Origin of the sequence: Paracoccus contaminans, from assembly GCF_002105555.1 — a bacterium.
Lineage (GTDB): Bacteria > Pseudomonadota > Alphaproteobacteria > Rhodobacterales > Rhodobacteraceae > Paracoccus > Paracoccus contaminans.
In genome coordinates this window covers 608810-629388 of the sequence record NZ_CP020612.1, presented here as the reverse complement: position 1 = coordinate 629388, position 20579 = coordinate 608810, and the positions used below count along the sequence as shown (strand labels likewise).

Genomic DNA, 20579 nt, shown 5'->3' with positions numbered 1-20579 from the left:
CGGCGCCGGCGTTCGGGCGCAGGATGGGGCGCAGGCCGCGGGACGGCGTCCCGCCCTGTTCCGGCCGGCGTGCCGGGCGGGATGTCCGGCACGCCCGGTTCGGGGGCCGTCGGTTCGGTAAGGGGCATGGCGATGTCCGGCTGAAGGAACGGGGGGACGGCTTGTGCGTCACTGCGATCCTGGTCGCCTGTCAAGCAGTCCCGCGCCGCGTGCCGGCCCTTGAGGCGTTGCGCCATGCCCCCATGGATGGTCCGCGGCAGGCCGCGGCAGGGCCGAGGCGATCAGTCGCGGCTGCGCACGATGGCGGCAAAGCCGTCGAACAGCTGTGCATTGGCCGCCACGATGTCGCCGGCATCGACGCCCGGCCCGTCATGGGGGCGCAACGGCTCGACAAAGCCGCCCGCTTCCTTGACCAGCAGCCAGCCGGCGGCCACGTCATAGGGCTGGATGCCGCGTTCCCAATAGCCGTCATAGCGGCCCGCCGCCACATAGGCCAGGTCCAGCGCGGCCGAACCCCAGCGCCGCACGCCCGCGCAGACCGGCATCAGCCGCGCCAGATCGCGCAGCGTCGCCGGCAGCGTGCCGCGCCCGCCGAACGGCACGCCCGTCGCGAAGATGGCCGAGTTCATGTCGCGCCGCCCCGATACCCGCAGGCGCTGATCGTTGACAAAGGCGCCGTCGCCCCGCTCGGCGGTGTAAAGCTCGTCCTTGGCGGGGTCGAAGACGACGGCGGCGACGATCTCGCCCTTGTGCTCGAGCGCGATGCTGACCGCCCAGTGCGGCAGGCCGTGCAGGAAGTTGGTCGTGCCGTCGAGGGGATCGACGATCCAGCGCCGGGTTGGGTCCTCGCCGGCCTCGGTGCCGGTTTCCTCGCCCAGCCAGCCATAGGTGGGGCGTGCGCCGCGCAATTCCTCGCGGATGATTCGCTCGGCCTCGCGGTCGGCGCGGCTGACGAAATCGCCCGGGCCTTTCGAGGACACCTGCAGGTTCTCGACCTCGCGGAAGTCCTTGACGAGGCTGCGGCCGGCCTTGCGCGCGGCCTTGATCATGACATTGAGATTGGCGCTGGGCATCGGCGTTCCTTGGCGGGCTGGGGATGGCAGGACCGTTTAGGCCGCGCACCGCCGAAAGGAAAGCGGGGGCGGCATCACCCGGCGCGGCCGATCGCGCCCATGATCGCCGCGGCCCCGGCGATGACCAGCGCATCCTCGACCAGGCCCGTATCGGTCTGACCATGGCGTTTCATCGCCGCGATCCGGGCGCGCCAGCCGGGATACGAGGCCGCGACGGCGGTCACGCCCCCCAGCGCCGCGCCCTGCCAGAACCGGCCCCGCGGGGCCGCGCAGCCGGCGGCGAAGCCGGTCATGACGGCCCGCGCGGCAAGCCCTGCGGGCACGATCCGGTCGGGCGCGCCCTTCATCTTGTCCCCGGCCATCTCGGCCAGTGCCAGCATCAGGGCGCCTCCGGCGGCGGCGTCGGTGCGCAGAAAGGCAGGCGCGGCACGGCCCCGCGGCAGACGGCCATTTGCCGCGGCCAGCGCCACGGCGGCCAGCGGGGTCATCGAACGCTGGCCGCCGACAAGGCCCAGCAGGAATGAAGCCAGCATCAAGAACACTCCGTCATGGATGAGGATCAAACGCCTGCAGGGCGGGGGCGGGTTCCGCCGAGCGGCTCTCCCGCGCCAGGCGCAGCATGTCCTGCACATAGGGGCGGGCGCGATCTTCGTCGCGGACGGCGGCGAAAAGGCGGCGCGTGACGCCGCCATGGCCCAGCCGCAGGGTCCGCAGGTCGGGATTGCCCGCCTCGCGCGCCAGAACCCAGTCGGGCAGCACCGCGACACCGCGGCCCGATGCGACCAGCAGCAGGATCACGTCGGTCAGCTCGATCTCGCGCACAGCGGCGGGGCGGACCCCGGCAGGCCCGAGGAAATGCGAGAACACGTCGAGCCTCGCCCGGTCCATCGGATAGGTGATCAGCGTCTCGCCCGCCAGGTCGGCCGGTTCGGCAAAGGGGCGGGCGGCCAGCGGATGGCTGGCCGGAACCGCCAGCAGCGGGTGATAGTCGAACAGCGGCTCGAAGGTGACGCCGGGCAGGTCCTCTGGGTCGGAGGACACCACCAGATCCGCGTCCCCCCGCACCAGCGCGGGCAGCGCGGTGAAGGCCAGCCCGGCGCGCACGTCGATATCCACCTGCGGCCAGCGGTGGCGAAAGCGGTCCAGCGCCGGCAGCAGCCAGTTGAAGCAGGCGTGGCATTCCATCGCAATGTGCATGCGCCCGACGCGGCCCTGCGTGACGCCGCGCATCTCGGCCTCGGCCGCCTCGACCAGCGGCAGCACCTGACGCGCCAGCGTCAGCAGCCGCATCCCGGCGGGCGAAAGACGCATCGGCTTGGCCGGGCGCAAGAACAGCGCGGTGCCGGCCTGCTCCTCCATCGCGCGGACCTGATGGGACAGGGCGGATTGGGTGATGTTCAGCACCTCGGCCGCCCGCGCCAGCCCGCCATGATCGTGGATGGCGCGGATCGTGCGCAGGTGGCGAAGTTCAAGATGCATGAAAGACGGTCATCATAAAGTTGCACAATATGAATTAGTCTCACGGCGCCGGCCATGGCACAAGGGCGTCAAAGAGGAATCGTCATGCCCGTGCCTGCTGTCAGCTTTGAATTCTTTCCCCCCCGGACGCTCGATCAGTCGTTCAGGCTGTGGGAAACGGCGCGGGCGCTGGCGCCGCTTGGCCCCGATTTCGTGTCGGTCACCTATGGGGCAGGGGGCACGACGCGGCAGCTGACGCATGAGGCGGTGACTGCCCTTGCCTCGCATTACGGGCTGAACGTGGCGGCGCATCTGACCTGTGTCGAGGCGACGCGCGCCGAGACGATGCAGATCGTGGACGATTATGCCGCCGCCGGGGTGCGCGAGATCGTGGCCCTGCGCGGGGATGCCCCGCAGGGCGCGGCGGCCTGGACGGCCTGTCCGGACGGATTTGCCAGTTCGGTCGAGCTGATCGGCGCCATCGCAGCCCGCGGCGGGTTCACCATCCGCTGCGGCGCCTATCCCGAACCCCATCCCGACAGCGCCGGCACGGCCGCCGACGTGGCCTTTCTCAAACGCAAGATCGAGGCCGGCGCGTCCAGCGCCATCACCCAGTTCTTCTTTGACGTCGAGACGTTCTTCCGCTTCCGCGATGCCTGCGCAGCCGCCGGGATCGCCGCCCCGGTCATCCCCGGCATCCTGCCCATCCAGTCATGGGCCGGCACCAAGCGTTTCGCCGCCCGCTGCGGCACCAGCGTGCCGCAATGGGCCGAGGACGCCTTTGCCCGCGCCGGCGCCGCGGGCGAGCGGGCGCTGGCGCGCGACCTGGCGGTGGAGCTGTGCCGCCGGCTGACCGAGGGCGGGGTGGACCGGCTGCATTTCTATACGCTGAACCGCCCCGAACTGACGGCCGAGGTCTGCGCCGCGCTGGGGGCGACGAGCCGCGCCGCGGCGGCCTGAGCCTGAGCCGTCAGCCCAGGCTCATCGCGGTCAGCTGCTGCAATTCCCCAAAGCCGTTGAAGCGGGTATTGGTGACGACCGAATAGGCCCCGGCGCCATTGATGACGAGGTAATCGCCCTCGGCGATGTCGCCGGGCAGCGCCAGCTCGCCCGGCAGGCGGTCCACCGAATCGCAGGTCGGGCCAAAGACGACGCGGCCTGCGTCGGGGGCGCTCCGCCGCTCTCCCTGCGGGGTCAGCACGTCGATGCGGTCGAGATTGCCGATCATCGGCAATTCGGTCAGCCCGCCATAGACACCGTCGTTCAGGAACACGGCCCCATCGTCGCGCAGCGCCTTGACGCGGGCGATGATCGCAAAGGCATCGCCGCACAGGCCGCGCCCCGGCTCGCAGACCAGTTGCGGCGCGTTTTCGCCGAACACCTCGGCCGTGACCGTGCCGATGCGCTCGAAAATGGCCGGCAGGTCGGGCTCGACCCCATGGACGCGCCAGGACGGAAAGCCGCCCCCGACATTGAGCCGCCGCGGCATGACGCCGGCCTTGTCGGCGATTTCGCGCGCGGTGCGGATATACTGTTCCCATGCGCCCGGATCGACGCATTGCGTGCCCGGATGGAAGGTCAGCGACGGCACATAGCCCCGCGCCGCCACGGCAGCGAGCAGTTCGGCCGCGCGGTCGGGCGTTGCGCCGAACTTGGCGCCGAAATCATAGGCCGCGCCCAGCACCGGCAGCTTGAAGCGGGGCGAGATCTCGCAGTCTTCGGCCGGCACCTGCGCGAACAGCTTGTCGAGCTCCGAGCGGCTGTCCACGGACCATGCCTTGATGCCGGCCGCGACGGCATGGGCGATCTCGGCGGTCGAGCGGACCGGGTTGTGATAATGGCGCGCCGCCATCGGCGCGAGGCGGCCGATCAGGTCGATCTCGAAGGGCGAGGCCACGTCAAAGCCGCGGATGCCGGCGGCCACGAGGTTGTTGATGACGGCCTCTTCGGGGTTGGACTTGACGGCATAGGTCACAAGGCCGGGAAAGCCCTCGATGAACTGCCGCGCGCGGTCCTGCAGGATGGTCGGGGCAAAGACCAGCACGGGATTTTCCGGCCTGAGGCTGCGGACGATCTCGGCCGGATTGTCCCAGACGGTCTTGGCCTGGTTGCCTTCGCTCAGTCCCATGCGCGGTCCTTTCTCGTGCTCGCCTGGATGCCTCTGCGGCGCAGAATGCGCGCTATGGGGCGCACATGCAGCGATGAAAAGGGTGAAATATCCTTTCCGTCCCGTTAAAACGCCGGAAAGCGCCGACATTTCGCAGGAGAGGTTCAGATGGATGAGACGGACCGCGCCATTCTGGCGCATCTGGGCCAGGATGCCCGCGTGTCGGTCGCAGTGCTGGCGCGGCGGATCAAGCTGGCGCGCTCGACCGTGCAGGCGCGGCTGGAGCGGCTGGAGACATCGGGCGTCATCGCCGGCTATACGCTGCGCCTGGGCGAGGCCGCGCGGCTGACGCGGATCCGCGCCACCTGCCTTCTGACCATCGAGGCGCGGGCGCAGCCGGCGATCTTGGGCCGGCTCAAGGCCATTCCGGCGGTCGAGCGGGTCCATTCCACCAGCGGCCGGGTGGACCTGCTGCTGCAAATCGCCTGTGCCTCGACAACCGAACTGGACGAGGTGCTGGATCAGATCGGCAATCTGACCGGGGTGCGGTCCTCCGAAAGCCTGGTGCATCTGTCCACCAAGTTCGACCGGGCCGTCTGATGCGGCGTCCCGCCCGGCCGCCGGGCGGTCTGGCGGCACCGCTGCATGGGTATTTGGGCCAGAAAGAAGCCCTGTCAGCCCCAGCGGCCCAGCGCGGTTTCGTCCTCTGCCCTGGCGGCGACCCATGCGCCGGGGCCGCCCCGGCCGATCTCGCGCTTCCAGAAGGGGGCGCGGGATTTCAGCCAGTCCATCAGGAAATCGGCCGCGTCAAAGGCGGCGCGGCGGTGGCGGGCGGCCGTGGCGACCATCATGATCGGCTCGCCCACCGGCAGATGCCCGTGGCGGTGGACGATCAGCACATCGGCAAGGCCGAAGCGGTCCATCGCCGCCTGCGCATGGCTTGTCAGGGCCCTTTCGGTCATGCCGGGATAGTGTTCGATGTCGAGCGCGACCAGGCCCCCGTCGCCGCGCACGAGGCCTGTGAAGGTGACGACGGCACCCGCCCCTGCGCCGAACCCGTCCAGAAGGGCGCCGGCGTCGAAGCGTTCGGACTGGACCACGACCCGCATCAGCCGCCCGTCATCGGCGGAAAGAAGGCGATCTCGCGCGCGCCGGCAAGCGGGGTGTCCAGCCCGGCCAGCTGCTGGTCCACCGCCACGCGCACGGCATCCAGATCGCTCAGGGCGGCGGCGTGGCGGTCGTCGCGGCGCACCAGTTCGGCCACCAGCTCGGCCACGGTGGCGGCCGCGGTCTCGATCCGTTCGCGGGGGGCGCCGATCCGCTCGCGCAGCCAGGCGAAATACAGCACGTCGAGCGTCATCGCACATCCCTCAGCCAGGGCCGGGCCTTGGTGAAATAGTCCCAGCCCGTGATCGCCGTCATGACCGCCGCCACCCACATCAGCAGCAGCCCCATCTGCGTCGCAAGGTCCGACCAGCTGTCGGACCAGGGCAGGCGGCCCTCGCCCACCAGCGGCGCATGGCCCTTTTCGAAGAAGTCCAGCCCCGTTCCCAGGAACATCATCGCGATGGCGATCATCTGGGCGGTCGTCTTCCACTTGGCGATGCGCGTGACCTTGAGCGTGGCGGCATCGGCGCCCAGGAATTCGCGCAGGCCGCTGACGAAGACCTCGCGGAACAGGATCACCGTGGCGGGCAGGATCAGCCAGGGGTTCATGCCCGAATAGCCGGTGATGACCACCAGCGCGATGACCACCATCGCCTTGTCGGCGATGGGGTCCATGGCGGCGCCGAAGCGGCTTTCCTGTTGCCAGCTGCGGGCCAGATGGCCGTCGAACCAGTCGGTGACCGCGGCGATGATGAACAGCGCCAGCGCCGCGAAATCGGCGAAGGGGCGGCTGAAATACAGGAACATCAGCGGCACGCCGGGCGCGGCCACAAGGCGCAGCAGGGTCAGCAGATTGGGCAGGTTCAGCGTCATGCGCGCAGGCTACCCCGTCGCGCGCGGCGGCGAAAGGGGCGCTCAGCCACGCTCGTCCGTGCCGAACAGCCCCTTGAGCCCGCGGCTGACCAGATTGCCGACCGACGGGCGGCGCTGGTGGATGAAGGGCAGGGGGCGGCAGACCTCCATCGCGGCGATGCCCACGCGGGCGGTCAGCGCGCCGTTGACCACCCCTTCGCCGAACCGGCGGCTGAGCTTTGCCAGAAGGCCGCCCCCCGCGACGGTGTGGATGAGATCGTCGCCCGCGGCCACGGCCCCGGTGGCCACCAGATGGGCCAGCACCGTGCGCGCCAGGCGCCAGCCGCCGACAGCGCCGGCGCGGCCGCCATAGATTTCAGCCATGCGCCGGATCATCCGCAGATTGGCCGCCAGCGCCGCGATCACGTCGGCCAGCGCCAGCGGGATCAGCGCGGTGGCGGCGGCGACGGTGCGGGCCGCCGCCTCGATCTCGCGTCGCGCCTGCTGATCGAGCGGGGCGAGCAGTTCCGTTTCGGCCAGCGCCAGCAGGCTGAGCGCGTCGAAGGCATCGCCCCGGCGCTGCGCGACCGTCTGGCGCGCGCGGGCCAGTTCGGGGCGGCGGGCATACAGCGCGTCCAGCCGGTCCACCGCCCCCCGCGCCAGCGTCAGATCGCCCCTGGCCAGCGCCTCGCCCGCCTGCCGGTGCACCTGGTCGATCCGGGCCAGGCGTGCCCATGCCGCATATTCGCGCACGCCCACCGCCAGCGCGGCGATCGTGAACAGCCCGAACAGCCCGATCCCGATCCAGCCGAGCAGCGGATAGGCCGCCATCAGGCTGTCAAAGAACCGCAGCGCCGCCATCGACAGCAGGAACGTGAGCAGCGCTGCCAGCGTGTTGAGGAAGAACCGCGTCACCCGCGACGGCCCCTTGCCCGCGATGCGCGCCATCAGCTGCATAGTCCGCGGCTGGGGCAGGGCCGAGGGCAGCCCGTCGTCGATCGGGGGTGCATCCGCGGGCGAAGGGCGCGGAATGGCGGTGCGCGGTGCGCGTGCGTCGCGCCCGTCCCCCTGCGGCTGGCCGGGATCACGGCCAGGCGGATCGCGCCTGTCCTGGCCTTGACTGTCCGGATGGGGGCTGGGCTGGGCGGGGTCGGATGGCGGGGGCAGGGTATCGGGCGTGCCCTCCTGCTGCGCGGATGGCGCGTATTCGATCAGGACCGGGCCGCGGCGGCGGGATGTGCCTTCCATCAGATGCGATCCCCGATCAGGAACTCGGCGGCGCGGTCCATGCGGATATGGGGCGGCCCGTCTCCGGGGCGCAGCGTGGCGGGGGCGGGGGCGAAGTTCATCGCGGCATAGTCGCCGTCCAGCCAGCGCGTCGCCCCCTCGGCCGCCGGGGCCAGCAGCGCGGCGGGGTTGTCCGGCAGGTCGCCCGGATAGAAGGCCGCCTCGCGCCCATCCATCAGCGTGCCGCGCACCGCCGGCAGGTCATGGCCGTCCTGGTGCAGGATTTCCTCGGTCGTGGTGCGCAGCGCGGCGATCGCCAGGGCCTCGGTCCGCGCGCCCTGGAAATCGGCGCGGTCGCGCGCCTCGCGCAGCATCGCCGTCAGGATGGCGGCGAGGCGCGGATGCTGGGTGTGGTGCAGGTGGTCGGCCTTGGTGGCGGCGAACAGGATGCGTTCTACCCGCCGCGTGCCCAGCAGCTGCGCCAGCCACCCCGCCCGGCCGGGGCGGAAGGCCGACAGGATGTCGGCCATGGCGCGGCGGATGTCCTGGAGCGCCTGCGGGCCTGCATGAATGGCGCCCAGCACGTCCACCAGCACCACCTGCCGGTCGATGCGGGCAAAGTGGTTGCGAAAGAAGGGTCGCACCACGCGCGTCTTGTAGGCGTCGAACCGCCGTTCGAATTCGCGGTAGAGCGCCGAGGACGACTGCTCGGCCGGAAGCGGCGCGAAGGTCAGCGCGGGCGAGCCCTCCATTTCCCCCGGCAGCAGGAACCGTCCGGGCGTGGTGTCGGAAAAGCCCGCATCCCGCGCCAGCGCCAGATGCGCCGCATAAAGCCGGTGCAGCCCCTGGGCGGCCGGTTCGTCAAGGCGCGCGCGCGGGTCGAGCGCGGCCAGCCCCGCGCGAAACGCCTCTGCCCCCGGCCGGCCGTCGATGCGCTCCAGCACCTCGGCCGACCACTGGGCAAAGCTGCGATCCATCAGGCGCAGGTCCAGCAGCCATTCGCCGGGGTAATCCACGATGTCGAGATGCAGGTTCTGCACCCCCCGCCACCCCGCCAGCAGCCCGCGCGGCTGGATGCGCAGCGAAAGGCGCAGCTCGCTGACATGGCGCGTGCCTTCGGGCCAGTGCGGATCGGGTCCGGTCAGGGCGGCAAGATGGCGCTCGAACTCGAACCGCGGAACGGTGTCGTCGGGCTGGGGCTGCAGCCAGGCGGCGCGGATGGTGCCGTCGGCGGCAGCGCGCAGCGCCTGCATCCGGCCCCGGTCCAGCAGGTTCGCCACCAGCGAGGTGATGAACACCGTCTTGCCGGCGCGCGACAGGCCGGTGACGCCGATCCTCAGCACCGGATCGCCCAGTCCCAGCCCGCGCATCAGACCGTCTGCGGTGTCGGCCAAGCCCATGCGCTCTCTCTCCCGGTCGAACATCGCCTCATCAACGACCTGTCAGATAGGGCGCCGCGCCCCCAACGACCAGAGGGGCCGGCGGGTTGCCCCTGCCGCAGGGGCGCGGGTAGCGGCTTTCCTGCGGCCGCAATTCGCGCCATGACGCCCCCATGATCCAGGCCCTGCCCATCGACGATGCCATCCCCGATCTGCGCGCCGCGCTGGCCGCGCATGGGCGCGCGGTGCTGGTGGCGCCGCCCGGCGCGGGCAAGACGACCCGGGTGCCGCTCGCGCTGATGGACATGATCCCCGGCCGCATCCTCATGCTGGAGCCCCGGCGCCTTGCCGCGCGCGCGGCCGCCGAGCGGATGGCAGCCACGCTGGGCGAGCCGCTGGGCGCGCGCGTGGGCTACCGCATCCGCGGCGAGGCGGCGCCCGGCACGCGCATCGAGGTCGTCACCGAGGGCATCCTGACCCGGATGATCCAGTCCGACCCAGACCTGCCCGGCATCGGCTGCGTGATCTTCGACGAGTTTCACGAGCGCAGCCTGAACGCCGATCTCGGCCTTGCCCTGACATGCGAGGCGCGGGCGACGCTGCGGCCCGATCTTGCGCTGCTGGTCATGTCGGCGACGCTGGACGCCGCCCCGGTCGCGGCGCTGCTGGAGGATGCGCCGGTCGTGCATTCGCAGGGGCGCGCCTTTCCGGTGGAAACGCGCTGGCTCGACCGGCCCTTGCCCCCAGGCGCCCGGCTGGTGCCCGAGGCGGCGCGCCTGATCGCCCGCGCCGAAGCCGAAACGCGCGAGAGCGGCGGCACCATCTTGGCCTTCCTGCCGGGCGAGGGCGAGATCGCCCGCACCGCCGCCCTGCTGGACGGGGTGCCGGCCGAGGTGGTGCCCCTGTTCGGGGCCATGGATCTTGCCGCCCAGCGGGCGGCGCTGTCCCCGCCGGGCGCGCGGCGGCGGATCGTGCTGGCGAGCGCGATCGCGGAAACCTCGCTGACCATCCCGGCGGTGCGCGTCGTGGTGGATGGGGGCCGGGCAAGGCGGGCGCGCTTTGATCCCGCCTCGGGGATGAGCCGCCTTGTCACCGAACGGGCCAGCCGCGCCGAGGCCGACCAGCGCCGCGGGCGGGCGGGCCGGGTGGCGCCGGGCATCTGCTATCGCCTGTGGGCGCGGGCCGAGGAAGGCGCGATGCCCGCCTTTGCCCCGCCGGAAATCACCGTGGCCGATCTGGCCGGGCTGGCGCTGGAACTGGCCGTCTGGGGCCCGGCCGATCTTGCCTTCCTGACCCCGCCGCCCGAAGGCGCGCTGGCCGAGGCGCGGGCGCTGCTGGCGGGCCTGGGGGCGCTGGACGATGGGGGGCGGATCACTCCCCATGGCCGGGCGATGGCGGCCCTGCCGCTGCATCCGCGGCTGGCGCATATGCTGCTGACCGCGGGCAGGGGCGCTGCCGATCTGGCGGCGCTGCTGGCCGAGCGTGACCCGATCCGCGGCGCGCCGGCCGATCTGGCGCTGCGGCTGCAGGCTGTGGCCGATCCGCGCGGCTATGCCGATCGCCACCCCTGGCCCGCGGACCGCGCCACCATCGAACGCATCCGCGCTGAGGGCAGGCGCCTGCGCCGCATGGTCCCGGACGGCCCCCCGATGCCGCCGGCCGCGATGGCGGCGCTGGCCTATCCCGACCGCATCGGCCTGCGCCGCAGGGGCGAGGCGCCGCGCTTTGTCCTGTCGGGCGGCAAGGGCGCCGCGCTGGCCGAAGGCGACCCCCTGGGCGCGGCGCGCCTGATCGTGGCCACCGATCTGGACGGCGATCTGCGCGAGGCGCGGGTGCGCATCGGCGGGGCCCTGGACGAGGGCGACCTGCGCGCCCTTTTCGCGGGGCGGATCGAGACGGTCGAGGCGGTGGAATGGTCGCGCCGCGAGGGCCGGGTGCTGGCCCGGCGGCAGGAACGGCTGGGCGCGGTGGTCCTGTCCGACCGCGCGCTGGATGCGCCGGACCCCGTGGCCGTCGCCCGCGCCGCCTGGGACGGGCTGCGCGATCTGGGCCTGCCCTGGACGGCGGGCGCGGCGCGGCTGCGGGCGCGCATCGCGCTGGTGGACGGGATGCCGGATGTGTCCGATGCGGCGCTGCTGGCGGATCCCGGCTGGCTGCTGCCCCATCTGACCGGCGCGCGGACGGCGGCGGACCTGAAATCGCTCGACCTGACCGAACCGCTGAAGGCGCTGATCGGCTGGGACGGCCAGCGCCGTCTGGACGAGGCCGCGCCGGCGGCCTTCGGTGCGCCGCTGGGCCGGCGCATCCCCATCGACTATGACGCCGAGACGCCCACCATCGAGGCGCGCCTGCAGGAGCTGTTCGGCGTGACCCGCCACCCCATGGCCGGACGCCGCCCGCTGCGGATCGTGCTGCTGTCGCCGGGGCACAAGCCCATCGCCGTGACGACCGACCTGCCCGGATTCTGGGCAGGGGGCTATGCCGAGGTGCGCAAGGACATGCGCGGCCGCTATCCCCGCCATCCCTGGCCCGAGGATCCCGCCGCCGCCGACCCGACCCTGCGCGCCAAGCCGCGCGGGACATGAAGGGGGGGGGCGCTGCCCCCGCCGCCCTGCGGGTGGCCCCCCCGGGATATTTGAGGACCGAAGATGTCCTTCTTCTGCAGGGAAATATCCCACGGGGGTCCGGGGGTGTGAAACCCCCGGCGCGGCCGTGCGGCCGGCGGTGTCAGGGCCTGATCTCGACCTCGGTGCCGATCCGGGCATGGGCGAACAGTTCGGCGATCTCGGGGTTGGTGAGGGCGATGCACCCGTCGGTCCAGTCGCCCTTGACCTTGTATCCCTCGGCCACCTGGTTGGGCTGGCCGTGGATCATGATGTCGCCGCCGGGATCGACCCCCTGCGCGGCGGCGCGCTTGCGGTCCTGCGGGCGGGGATAGTCCAGCCCCAGCGACAGGTGAAAGCGGCTTTGGGCGTTGCGCCGGTCGATCCTGAACAGGCCCTCGGGCGTCTTGCCGTCGCCTTGGCGGATCTTGTCGCCCCGGGGCGTCTTGCCCAGGGCGATCTGCATGACGCGCGGATTGCCCTCTGCCTGAAAGACCGTCATCCGGCGCGCGCCCTTCTCGATCAGGATGCGCTGGACATCGCTGGTGATCCGCGCCGCCGGGCGGGGCAGGGTGAGGTGCGGCGGGCGCGGCAGCGGCACCGGAACAGACCGCGGCGGCACCGGCACGGGCAGGGACGGCGCCGCCGGGACCGGCAGGCGCAGCGCCGGCCCCCAGCTCGTCCATGCGATCCAGCCTGCCGCCAGCAGGCAGAGCAGCGCGATCAGCTTCATTGCAGGTCGGCGAACGCCTCTTGCAGCCGCCCCGCCGCCTCGGCCACCTGGGCGCGCGGCATCGCGAGGTTGAAGCGCATGTGCGATTGGCCCCCGGTGCCGAAGCTTTCGCCGTGATTGGCGGCGATCCTTGCGCCCGCCTCGATCCGGCGGTGGATTTCCGCCGCCTCCATCCCGGTGCCGCTGAAATCCACCCAGGCCAGATAGGTCGCCTGCAGCGGCATGGGCCGCGCGCCGGGAATCGCGCCCACCGCCCGGTCGAACAGGCGCGCGTTCTCGCCGACATAGTCGACCAGCGCGTCGATCCAGGCCGCGCCCTCGGGCGAATAGGCGGCCGTCACCATCGGCAGGCCGAACAGCCCCGGCGAAATTCCCAGCGCCATCATCCGCGCCTTGTAGCGTTCGCGCAGCCCCGCATCGGGGATGATGACATTGCCCAGATGCGCCCCGGCGATGTTGAAGCTTTTGGTGGCCGCCGTCATCGTCACCAGCCGGTCAGCGATGTCGGGGGCGGCCAGCGCCGTGACCAGGTGCCGCGGCGCGCCGGGCAGCACCAGATCATGGTGGATCTCGTCCGACAGCAGGATCAGGTCGCGCGCGCGGCAGAAATCGGCGATCTCGCGCAGCTCCTCTGCCGACCAGACGCGGCCCCCCGGATTGTGGGGCGAGCAGAGGATCAGCATCCGCTCGCGCCCCGTCATCCGGCCCGACCAGTCCTGCCAGTCTGGGACGTATTGCCCGCCCTGCACCGCCAGCGGCAGCTCGGTGACGGTGCGGCCGGCCGCTTTCACCACGCGGGCAAAGGCATGATAGACCGGCGTCATCAGCGCCACGGCATCGCCCGGCGCGGTATAGGCGTCCACCGCCAGCGCCGTCCCGTTCACCAGCCCGTGCACGGACAGGATCGCATCCTCTTCGACCGACCAGCCATGGCGGTTTTCCATCCACCAGCGGATCGCGTCCAGATAGGGCCCGTTCGCGCCCGGATAGCCATAGACGCCATGCGCCAGCAGCCTTTCAAGCGCGCGCTGGACGGCCGCGGGCGGGCGGAAATCCATGTCCGCCACCCACATCGCCAGCGCGTCGGGGGCGTTCAGGCCGAACACCTGGCCCATGTCGTCCCATTTGTTGCACAAGGTGCCGCGCCGGTCGATCGGCCGGTCGAAATCGGGGCGGTCCATCGCCGTCTCCTCTGAGGTCACGCGGGCGCACAATAGCGAGTTGTTGCCCCGCGGAAACCCTAGTATTGCCCGGCATATGACCCGTTCCATCCTTCTTTTCCCGGACCCGCGGCTCAGGAAGGCCTGCGCCCCCATCGGCCGCATCACGCCCGAGATCGAGGCGCTGGCGGGCGAGATGCTGGCCGCGATGTATGCCGCGCCCGGCGTCGGGCTTGCCGCGCCCCAGCTGGGCGTTCTCAGCCGCCTGTTCGTCATGGACTGCGCCGGCGATCCCGAGGCGGGGCGCGCCCCCCTGGTCTTGGTCGATCCCGAGATCGTCTCGGTATCGGAGGCGCTGAACGTCTATGAGGAAGGCTGCCTGTCCTTCCCCGACCAGTATGCCGAGGTGACGCGCCCGGCCGAGGTCAGGATGCGCTGGACGGGGCTGGACGGACGGGTGCAGGAACGCGATTTCGACGGGCTGTGGGCCACCTGCGCGCAGCACGAACTGGACCATCTGAACGGGCGGCTGTTCATCGACCATATCGGCCCGATGAAGCGACAGCTCATCACCCGGCGGATGGGCAAGATGAAGCGGGATCTGGCCCGTGCCTGACGACAGGCCGGCCGCAGGCAGGCAGGGCGGGGAGGGAGAGGCCGCGGGCGGGCTGCAGGCGGGCGGAGGGCCGGGCAATGCCCTGTCGCCAGGCATGGTGGTTTGCCCTGGGGCAGCCTCTGGCGCCATTTCCCCGACAGCTTCCGTGACAGCCCCCGCGGCAGGGGCGGCGGGCGGGACGGTGCGGGCGATCATGCTGCACCCCGATCCGGTATTGCGGGCTGTCTGCGCCCCGGCCGCGGCCCTGACGGCCGCGCAGCGGCGCGCGCTTGTCGCCGATTTGTTCGCAACGCTCTATCATGCGGGCGGCAGGGGGCTGGCCGCGCCGCAGATCGGCGTGACGCGGCGCGTCCTTGTCATGGATGCCGGCTGGAAGGCCGGCGCGCCCTCGCCCCTGGCCATGTTTGATCCCCGGATCATGTGGCGTTCCCCCCTTGCCGATGAGGCCGAGGAGATGTGCCTGTCGATCCCTGGCCGCCCCGTGCGCGTCAGGCGGGCCGCCGCCATCCGCCTGGCCTTTGCCGATGCCGACGGCGCGGGGCGCGAGATCGCGCTGGACGGTGCCGCGGCCCGGATCGCCCAGCATGAACTGGACCACCTTGACGGTGTCCTGATCCTCGATGCCCTGCCTGCGGGGCCGGGTGCATGACCGTCCGCCCCTTCCTGCCCTATGCCGACCGCCGCCTGCATCGCCCGGCTGAGCCTGTCGAGGCCGTCACCGAAGCGGTGCGGATGATCTGGGAGGACATGATCGACACGATGGAGGCCATGCCCGGCCTGGGGCTGGCCGCGCCCCAGATCGGGATCATGCTGCGCCTTGCGGTGGTGGATGCCTCGTCCCGCCGGGGCGAGGCTGTGCGGATGGCCAATCCGCAGGTGCTGCACGAATCGGGGCAGATGCGCGCGCATGAGGAAGCCTCGCCCAACCTGCCGGGCGTGTCCGCGCGGATCGAGCGGCCCCGCGCGGTGACGGTCCGTTTCCTCAATGCGGACGGCGCGGTCGAGGAGCGCGACTTCGTGGGCCTGTGGGCAACCAGCGTTCAGCACCAGATCGACCATCTTGACGGGCGGATGTATGTGGACCGCCTGTCGCCCCTGCGCCGCAGCATGCTGGTCCGCAGATCGGCCAGGCTGGCGCGGCGATAGGCGCGGTGGACCCGGGGGTTTCACACCCCCGGACCCCCGTGGGATATTTTCCTGCAGAAGAATCAGGGAGGCCCGGCGATGCGCGTGATCTTCATGGGAACGCCCCCGTTTTCGGTCCCGGCGCTGCGGGCGCTGGCCGCGCGGCACGAGATCGTCGCGGTCTATTCCCAGCCCCCCCGCGCAGCCGGCCGCGGGCAGAAACCCCGCCTCTCGGCAGTGCAGGAAGCGGCCGAGGCGCTGGGGATCGAGGTGCGCACGCCCCTGCGGCTGAAATCGGCCGAGGAGCAGGAGGCCTTTGCGGCGCTGGCCGCGGATGTGGCGGTGGTGGTCGCCTATGGGCTGATCCTGCCGCAGCCGGTGCTGGACGCGCCGCGGCTGGGCTGCCTGAACATCCACGCCTCGATCCTGCCGCGCTGGCGCGGGGCGGCGCCGATCCACCGGGCGATCATGGCCGGTGACGCCGAAACCGGCGTGAGCATCATGCAGATGGAGGCGGGCCTTGACACCGGCCCGGTGCTGGCCGAGGCGCGCACCCCGATCGGCCCCGAGGATACGACCGCGGACCTGCACGACCGCCTGTCGGCCATGGGGGCGGGGCTGATCGTGCAGACGCTGGACCGCCTGCCCCTGCCGGCCGTCCCCCAGCCCGCCGAGGGCGTCACCTATGCCGCCAAGATCGACAAGGCCGAGGCGCGCATCGACTGGACGCGCCCTGCGGCCGAGGTGGACCGCCTGATCCGCGGCCTGTCGCCCTTTCCCGGCGCCTGGTGCCTGGCAGGGGGCGAGCGGCTCAAGCTGCTGCGGGCGCGGGCGGTGGCGGGGCAGGGCAGGCCGGGCGAGGTTCTGGGCGCCCTGACCGTCGCCTGCGGCGAGGGCGCGGTCGAGATCCTGTCCCTGCAGCGCGAGGGCAAGCGCCCGCTGCCCGCGGCCGAGGCGCTGCGCGGGCTGGCCCTGCCGGCGCATCTGGACTGAGCTTCGCCGGCAACGCTGGGGCGGCATCCCCTGCGGGCGGGCTTTCCGCGGGCAGGCATTGCCGCTAACGCTCGGGCCATGAACCTTCGCCATCATCTTTCCGCGACCTTCCTGCTGGGGCTGCCGCTGGTCGGCACGCATCTGGCCCGCATGCTGATCGGCGTGACCGACACGGTCATGATCGGGCGCTACGGTGTCGATCCGCTGGCCGCGCTGGTGCTGGCGACATCCTATTTCGTGATCCTGATGATGCTGGGCTCGGGCTATGCGCTGGCGGTGATGGGCGTCATCGCGGCCGCCCGCGCCCGCGGCGACGAGACGCAGGTGCGGCGTTCGACCCGCATGGCGCTGTGGCTGTCGGTTGTCCATTCCGCGATGGTTTTGCCGGTGATGTGGTGGTCGGGGCCGATCCTGTCGGCGCTGGGCCAGCAGCCGCAGGTTGCCGCCTATGCGCAGGACTGGCTGCGGGTGATGGGCTTTGCAATGCCCGCGACGCTGTGCGCGATGGCGCTGAACAGCTATCTGGCGGCGCTGGGGCGGCCCAATGTCGTGCTGGCCGTGACGGTGGCCGGCCTGCCCGTCAACGCGCTGCTGAACTGGATGCTGGTGTTCGGGCATCTGGGCGCGCCGTCTCTGGGGGTCACCGGATCGGCGCTGGCCAGCCTGGCGGTGAACTGGATGCAGCTTGGCGCGCTGGCCGCTGCCGCCTGCCTGCTGCCCCAGGCCCGCCCCTATCACCTGTTGCGCCGCTTGTGGCGGCCCGACTGGACCGAAGGGCGCAGCCTGCTGGCGCTGGGCCTGCCCATCGGGCTGACGCTGGTGGCCGAGACGGGGATGTTCACCGGCGCCAATGTCATGATGGGCTGGTTCGGGGCCGAGCCGCTGGCCGCGCATGGGATCGCGCTGCAGCTTGCGGCGCTGACCTTCATGGTCCATCTGGGCATTTCCAATGCCGCCACGATCCGGGTCGGCACCGCCCATGGCCGCGGCGACGGGCAGGGGCTGCGGCTTGCCGCCATTGCGGCGACGCTGCTGTCGGCCTGTTTCGCGCTGGTCCCGATGACCGCCTTTCTGGCCGTGCCCGAGATGCTGACGGGGCTTTATCTCAACCCCGGCGATCGGCGCGCGCCGGCGATCGTCGCGCTGGCCGCCGGGCTGATGCTGTATGCGGGGCTGTTCCAGATGGTCGATGCCATGCAGGCCATCGCGCTGGGCCTGCTGCGCGGGGTTCAGGATACCCGCATCCCGATGCTGCTGGCGGTCGTGAGCTACTGGCTGATCGGCCTGCCCGCAGGCTGGCTGCTGGCCTTTCCGCTGCGGATGGGGCCGCCGGGGCTGTGGCTTGGCCTTCTGGTCGGGCTGAGCGCGGCGGCCGCTCTGCTTATGGCGCGCTTCTGGGGGCGGCGGGGCAGGGACGGGGGCCCGGTCCCCGCCTGAAACGCGCCCTCACAGGCGCGGCGGCACCGGGCATCTGGCCCCGGCCTTGCGCGCCCGCTAGGATCGCCCTGCACCCCCCTTGCGCGAGAGGCCCCGATGCGTCCCGTCTTTGTCCAGTTCCGCTGTGCCCCCGGCAAGACCTATGAGGTGGCCGGCGCCATCTATGACCGCGAGGTGGTGAGCGAGCTTTATTCCACCTCGGGCGAATACGACCTGTTGGCCAAGGTCTATGTTCCCGAGGATGCCGATGTGGGGCACTATCTGAACCAGCGGCTGTTCGACATTCCCGGCATTCACCGCACGCTGACCACCATGACCTTCAAGGCGTTCTAGCCGGCCGCGCCCAGCGCCAGCGCCAGCACCGCCGACAGGGCGCCGGTGATCGGCACCGTGACCGCCCATGCGGCCAGCGTGCGCAGCACGGCGCTGCGGCGCACCAGGCGGCGGCGATGCAGTTCCTCGGGCGGAAGGGGGGCGTCAGGGGCGCCCGGATGCAGGCGGCGCTCCTCCCATTCGCGGTAAAAGCCGACGCCGAACACGGCGCCCACGGCGACATGGGTCGTGGACACCGGCAGCCCCGCCCAGGTCGCGCCCAGCAGCACCAGCGCGGTGGCCAGTGTCACGCAAAGCGCGCGCGCCGGGTTCAGCCTGGTGATGCGGCTGCCCACCATCCGCACCAGGCGGCGGCCGAAAAGCGTGGCGCCCAGCGCAAAGCCCAGCGCCCCCGTGGCCAGCCACAAGGGCGCGCCCGGATCGCCGTCCCCGGCGATGACGGAAAGGGGCGCGGCGACATTGGCCACGTCATTGGCCCCGTGCCCATAGGCGATCAGCATCGCGGCCGCCACCAGGGGCGGGCCGAACAGCCGCTTCATCGCCTGGCGGGGGCGAAGGCCGGCGGCGCGTTCGGCCGCGATGCGGCGGCGCGCCAGCCACCATGCGCCGGCCCCGGCCGCCGCCGTGATGCCGGCCGCCGGCCCCGCCCCCGGCAAGCCCGACAGCGCCAGCGCATAGCCGGCCAGAACCGCCGCCAGAACCCCGACGATCACCGGGAACCAGCGCGTCCCGGCAAGGATGGGATCGGGCGCGCGCTGGATCCGGCTGCGCAGCAGCGCCAGCAGCACCGCCGCGATCAGCCCGGCGATGACGGGCGAGACCATCCACCCCGACGCGATGATCCCCAGCCCCCGCCAGCTTGCTCCGGCGGCACCGAAGACGGCGATGCCGGCGCCGGCGATGCCGCCCACCACCGCATGGGTGGTCGAGACAGGCGCGCCCGCCCATGTCGCCAGCGCGATCCAGCCGGCAGCGGCGATCATGGCCGCCAGCATGACCGTCGCCGCACCGTCCCGCGCCAGCTGGGCCGGGCCGAGCAGCCCCGAACTGAGCGTCTCGCCGACCCGCTCGCCCCCCGTCAGCGCGCCGGCTATCTCGGCCAGCGCGACCAGCGCCAGCCCCGCCCGCGCCGAGATCGCCCCCGCGCCGACCGCCGGGCCCAGGGCGTTGGCGCTGTCATTGGCGCCGATGGACAGCGCGAGGAAGGCCCCGATCATGACGCCGGGGATCAGCGCCCATCCGGCGTTGACCCCGGCCGAGGCCCCGCCCGCAAGGATCGAGGCAAGCGCCGCAAAGATCAGCGCCAGCCCCAGCCGCAGCACCGGGCGGCGCGACTGCGCGCCCGCGCTTTCGCTGTTGGCAACGCGTTCGAGATCCTTGTCCAGGATCCGGAACCGCCCCGGCCCGCTTTCCTTTCCCATCGGGCCGCGGCCGCCGTTCAGCACGCGGCCGGCCCGGGGCCGAGCTGGCGCAGCAGCGTGGCAAGATCACCCTCGGCCACCATCGCGGCGGCCTCGTCGGGGGCGACCCAGCGCCGTTCGCGCCGCCCCGATTCGGGATAGTCCTCCGCCAGGCTTTCGACCCGCGTCAGGAAGACATGGACCAGCACCGGGATGGCAAAGCCGCCCGACTGCATCTTGTCATAGTTGTAGCTGCCGATCCGGCGGCCGGGATTGGCGCGCACGCCCGCTTCCTCCCACGCTTCCTGCAGGGCGGCCTCGGCCAGGCTGCGGCCGGGCATCGGCCAGCCCTTGGGGATGATCCAGCGGCCTGTCCCGCGGCTGGTGATCATCAGCACCTTGCCGGTATCGCCGTTCACGCACAGCGCCGCGACCTGCAATGCGGGCTGGCGTGCGCCCATCAGCCTGCCGATGCGGCGGCGCAGCGTGCTCATCCTTCCTCCGCCGGGGCGACCCGCCCGCGCAGCGCCTTGACGGTGCCGCGCAGGGCCTTGCCGGCAAGCCGGCGGCGCTGGCTGCCCTGCGTCGGGCGGGTCGCGATGCGCGGGCGGGGGGCGGGCAGGGCCTTGCCGATCAGCTCGGCCAGCCGCTCGCGCGCGATCTCGCGGTTGCGGGCCTGGCTGCGGGTGTCCTGCACGGCGATGATGATGGCGCCGTCCTGCGTCCAGCGCCGCCCCGCAAGCCGGCGCAGCCGCGCCTTGACGGCGGGGGACAGGTGGGGCGAACGCTCTGCCTCGAAGCGCAGCTCGACCGCGGTGGAGACCTTGTTCACGTTCTGCCCGCCCGGCCCCTGTGCCCGGCTGAACTGTTCCGACAGTTCCCAGTCGGCGATGGAAATGGCGTCGTTGATGCGCAGCATGGAACGCAGACTAAGCGGTCCCGGCGCAGATGTAAGAGGGTCGCGCCCAAAACATTG

The 20579-nt window shown here is 71.9% G+C and carries 23 protein-coding genes; 9 read left to right on the top strand and 14 right to left on the bottom strand.

The features are described 5' to 3' along the window. Positions 1-281 precede the first annotated feature (281 nt). From B0A89_RS03025 to B0A89_RS03015, 3 genes are all read right to left on the bottom strand, one after another. Positions 282-1073 (bottom strand): inositol monophosphatase family protein, encoded by a 792-nt coding sequence (locus B0A89_RS03025; RefSeq protein ID WP_085376867.1) that lies wholly within the window; start codon positions 1071-1073, stop codon positions 282-284. A 74-nt stretch (positions 1074-1147) separates the two neighbouring features. Beyond that, entirely contained in the window at positions 1148-1606 is a 459-nt protein-coding gene (locus B0A89_RS03020; protein WP_085376866.1) for a DUF4126 domain-containing protein, read from the bottom strand. Positions 1607-1619: 13 nt separating this feature from the next. Next, a complete protein-coding gene (locus B0A89_RS03015) occupies positions 1620-2552 on the bottom strand; it encodes a LysR family transcriptional regulator (protein WP_085376865.1) in 933 nt (310 codons plus the stop codon). 84 nt (positions 2553-2636) lie between these two features. On the opposite strand from B0A89_RS03015, the gene metF reads away from it, so the two are divergent. Continuing rightward, positions 2637-3491, top strand: coding sequence for a methylenetetrahydrofolate reductase [NAD(P)H] (metF, locus tag B0A89_RS03010; protein WP_085376864.1), 855 nt, complete (start codon positions 2637-2639; stop codon positions 3489-3491). A gap of 10 nt (positions 3492-3501) precedes the next feature. Here metF and B0A89_RS03005 read toward each other — a convergent pair whose 3' ends face one another. Further along, entirely contained in the window at positions 3502-4659 is a 1158-nt protein-coding gene (locus tag B0A89_RS03005) for a type III PLP-dependent enzyme domain-containing protein (protein ID WP_085376863.1), read from the bottom strand. A gap of 147 nt (positions 4660-4806) precedes the next feature. Between B0A89_RS03005 and B0A89_RS03000 the strand changes: the two genes are divergently transcribed. Beyond that, positions 4807-5238, top strand: coding sequence for an Lrp/AsnC family transcriptional regulator (locus B0A89_RS03000; protein ID WP_085376862.1), 432 nt, complete (start codon positions 4807-4809; stop codon positions 5236-5238). 74 nt (positions 5239-5312) lie between these two features. On the opposite strand, the gene B0A89_RS02995 is transcribed toward B0A89_RS03000, so the two are convergent. From B0A89_RS02995 to B0A89_RS02975, 5 genes are read right to left on the bottom strand one after another with little or no spacing between them, the layout of a single operon-like run. Then, positions 5313-5747 (bottom strand): molybdenum cofactor biosynthesis protein MoaE, encoded by a 435-nt coding sequence (locus tag B0A89_RS02995; RefSeq protein ID WP_085376861.1) that lies wholly within the window; start codon positions 5745-5747, stop codon positions 5313-5315. Further along, positions 5747-5998, bottom strand: a complete 252-nt coding sequence (moaD, locus tag B0A89_RS02990; protein ID WP_085376860.1) for a molybdopterin converting factor subunit 1 — start codon at positions 5996-5998, stop codon at positions 5747-5749. Before moaD ends, B0A89_RS02995 begins: the two co-directional genes overlap by 1 nt. After that, entirely contained in the window at positions 5995-6618 is a 624-nt protein-coding gene (pgsA, locus tag B0A89_RS02985; RefSeq protein ID WP_085376859.1) for a CDP-diacylglycerol--glycerol-3-phosphate 3-phosphatidyltransferase, read from the bottom strand. The genes moaD and pgsA overlap by 4 nt, the downstream gene beginning before the upstream one ends. Positions 6619-6660: 42 nt before the next feature. Beyond that, entirely contained in the window at positions 6661-7845 is a 1185-nt protein-coding gene (locus tag B0A89_RS02980; protein WP_085376858.1) for a TIGR01620 family protein, read from the bottom strand. Further along, entirely contained in the window at positions 7845-9224 is a 1380-nt protein-coding gene (locus B0A89_RS02975; protein ID WP_085376857.1) for a YcjX family GTP-binding protein, read from the bottom strand. Before B0A89_RS02975 ends, B0A89_RS02980 begins: the two co-directional genes overlap by 1 nt. Before the next feature lie 152 nt (positions 9225-9376). Here B0A89_RS02975 and hrpB point away from each other — a divergent pair, with 152 nt between their 5' ends. Further along, positions 9377-11788 (top strand): ATP-dependent helicase HrpB, encoded by a 2412-nt coding sequence (gene hrpB, locus B0A89_RS02970; protein WP_085376856.1) that lies wholly within the window; start codon positions 9377-9379, stop codon positions 11786-11788. A gap of 142 nt (positions 11789-11930) precedes the next feature. On the opposite strand, the gene B0A89_RS02965 is transcribed toward hrpB, so the two are convergent. Beyond that, a complete protein-coding gene (locus B0A89_RS02965) occupies positions 11931-12539 on the bottom strand; it encodes a L,D-transpeptidase family protein (protein ID WP_085376855.1) in 609 nt (202 codons plus the stop codon). Then, positions 12536-13720, bottom strand: coding sequence for a MalY/PatB family protein (locus B0A89_RS02960; RefSeq protein ID WP_085376854.1), 1185 nt, complete (start codon positions 13718-13720; stop codon positions 12536-12538). Before B0A89_RS02960 ends, B0A89_RS02965 begins: the two co-directional genes overlap by 4 nt. Before the next feature lie 76 nt (positions 13721-13796). On the opposite strand from B0A89_RS02960, the gene def (B0A89_RS02955) reads away from it, so the two are divergent. The 6 genes from def (B0A89_RS02955) to B0A89_RS02930 all read left to right on the top strand — a co-directional run bounded on the left by def (B0A89_RS02955) (position 13797) and on the right by B0A89_RS02930 (position 18203). Next, the gene (gene def / locus B0A89_RS02955; protein WP_085376853.1) at positions 13797-14315 is read left to right on the top strand and encodes a peptide deformylase; all 519 of its coding nucleotides are present in this window, start codon (positions 13797-13799) and stop codon (positions 14313-14315) included. Between the two features lie 145 nt (positions 14316-14460). Continuing rightward, complete coding sequence (locus B0A89_RS02950) at positions 14461-14964, top strand: peptide deformylase (RefSeq protein ID WP_240558613.1); 504 nt, start codon at positions 14461-14463, stop codon at positions 14962-14964. Then, the gene (gene def, locus B0A89_RS02945) at positions 14961-15461 is read left to right on the top strand and encodes a peptide deformylase (protein ID WP_085376852.1); all 501 of its coding nucleotides are present in this window, start codon (positions 14961-14963) and stop codon (positions 15459-15461) included. Before B0A89_RS02950 ends, def (B0A89_RS02945) begins: the two co-directional genes overlap by 4 nt. A gap of 78 nt (positions 15462-15539) precedes the next feature. Beyond that, on the top strand, positions 15540-16433 hold the full coding sequence (gene fmt / locus B0A89_RS02940) for a methionyl-tRNA formyltransferase (protein WP_085376851.1): 894 nt from the start codon (positions 15540-15542) through the stop codon (positions 16431-16433). A gap of 78 nt (positions 16434-16511) precedes the next feature. Next, on the top strand, positions 16512-17870 hold the full coding sequence (locus B0A89_RS02935; protein ID WP_085376850.1) for an MATE family efflux transporter: 1359 nt from the start codon (positions 16512-16514) through the stop codon (positions 17868-17870). Between the two features lie 96 nt (positions 17871-17966). Next, positions 17967-18203, top strand: a complete 237-nt coding sequence (locus B0A89_RS02930) for an Lrp/AsnC ligand binding domain-containing protein (RefSeq protein ID WP_085376849.1) — start codon at positions 17967-17969, stop codon at positions 18201-18203. Here the strand turns inward: B0A89_RS02930 and B0A89_RS02925 are convergent. From B0A89_RS02925 to arfB, 3 genes are read right to left on the bottom strand one after another with little or no spacing between them, the layout of a single operon-like run. Next, positions 18200-19624 carry an inorganic phosphate transporter gene (locus B0A89_RS02925; RefSeq protein ID WP_085378711.1) on the bottom strand — a complete coding sequence of 475 codons (1425 nt, stop codon included), beginning with the start codon at positions 19622-19624 and terminating at the stop codon, positions 18200-18202. The genes B0A89_RS02930 and B0A89_RS02925 overlap by 4 nt on opposite strands. A 17-nt stretch (positions 19625-19641) precedes the next feature. Further along, a complete protein-coding gene (locus tag B0A89_RS02920) occupies positions 19642-20097 on the bottom strand; it encodes an NUDIX hydrolase (RefSeq protein WP_085376848.1) in 456 nt (151 codons plus the stop codon). Beyond that, complete coding sequence (gene arfB, locus B0A89_RS02915) at positions 20094-20522, bottom strand: alternative ribosome rescue aminoacyl-tRNA hydrolase ArfB (RefSeq protein ID WP_085376847.1); 429 nt, start codon at positions 20520-20522, stop codon at positions 20094-20096. Before arfB ends, B0A89_RS02920 begins: the two co-directional genes overlap by 4 nt. Between the last annotated feature and the right edge of the window lie 57 nt (positions 20523-20579).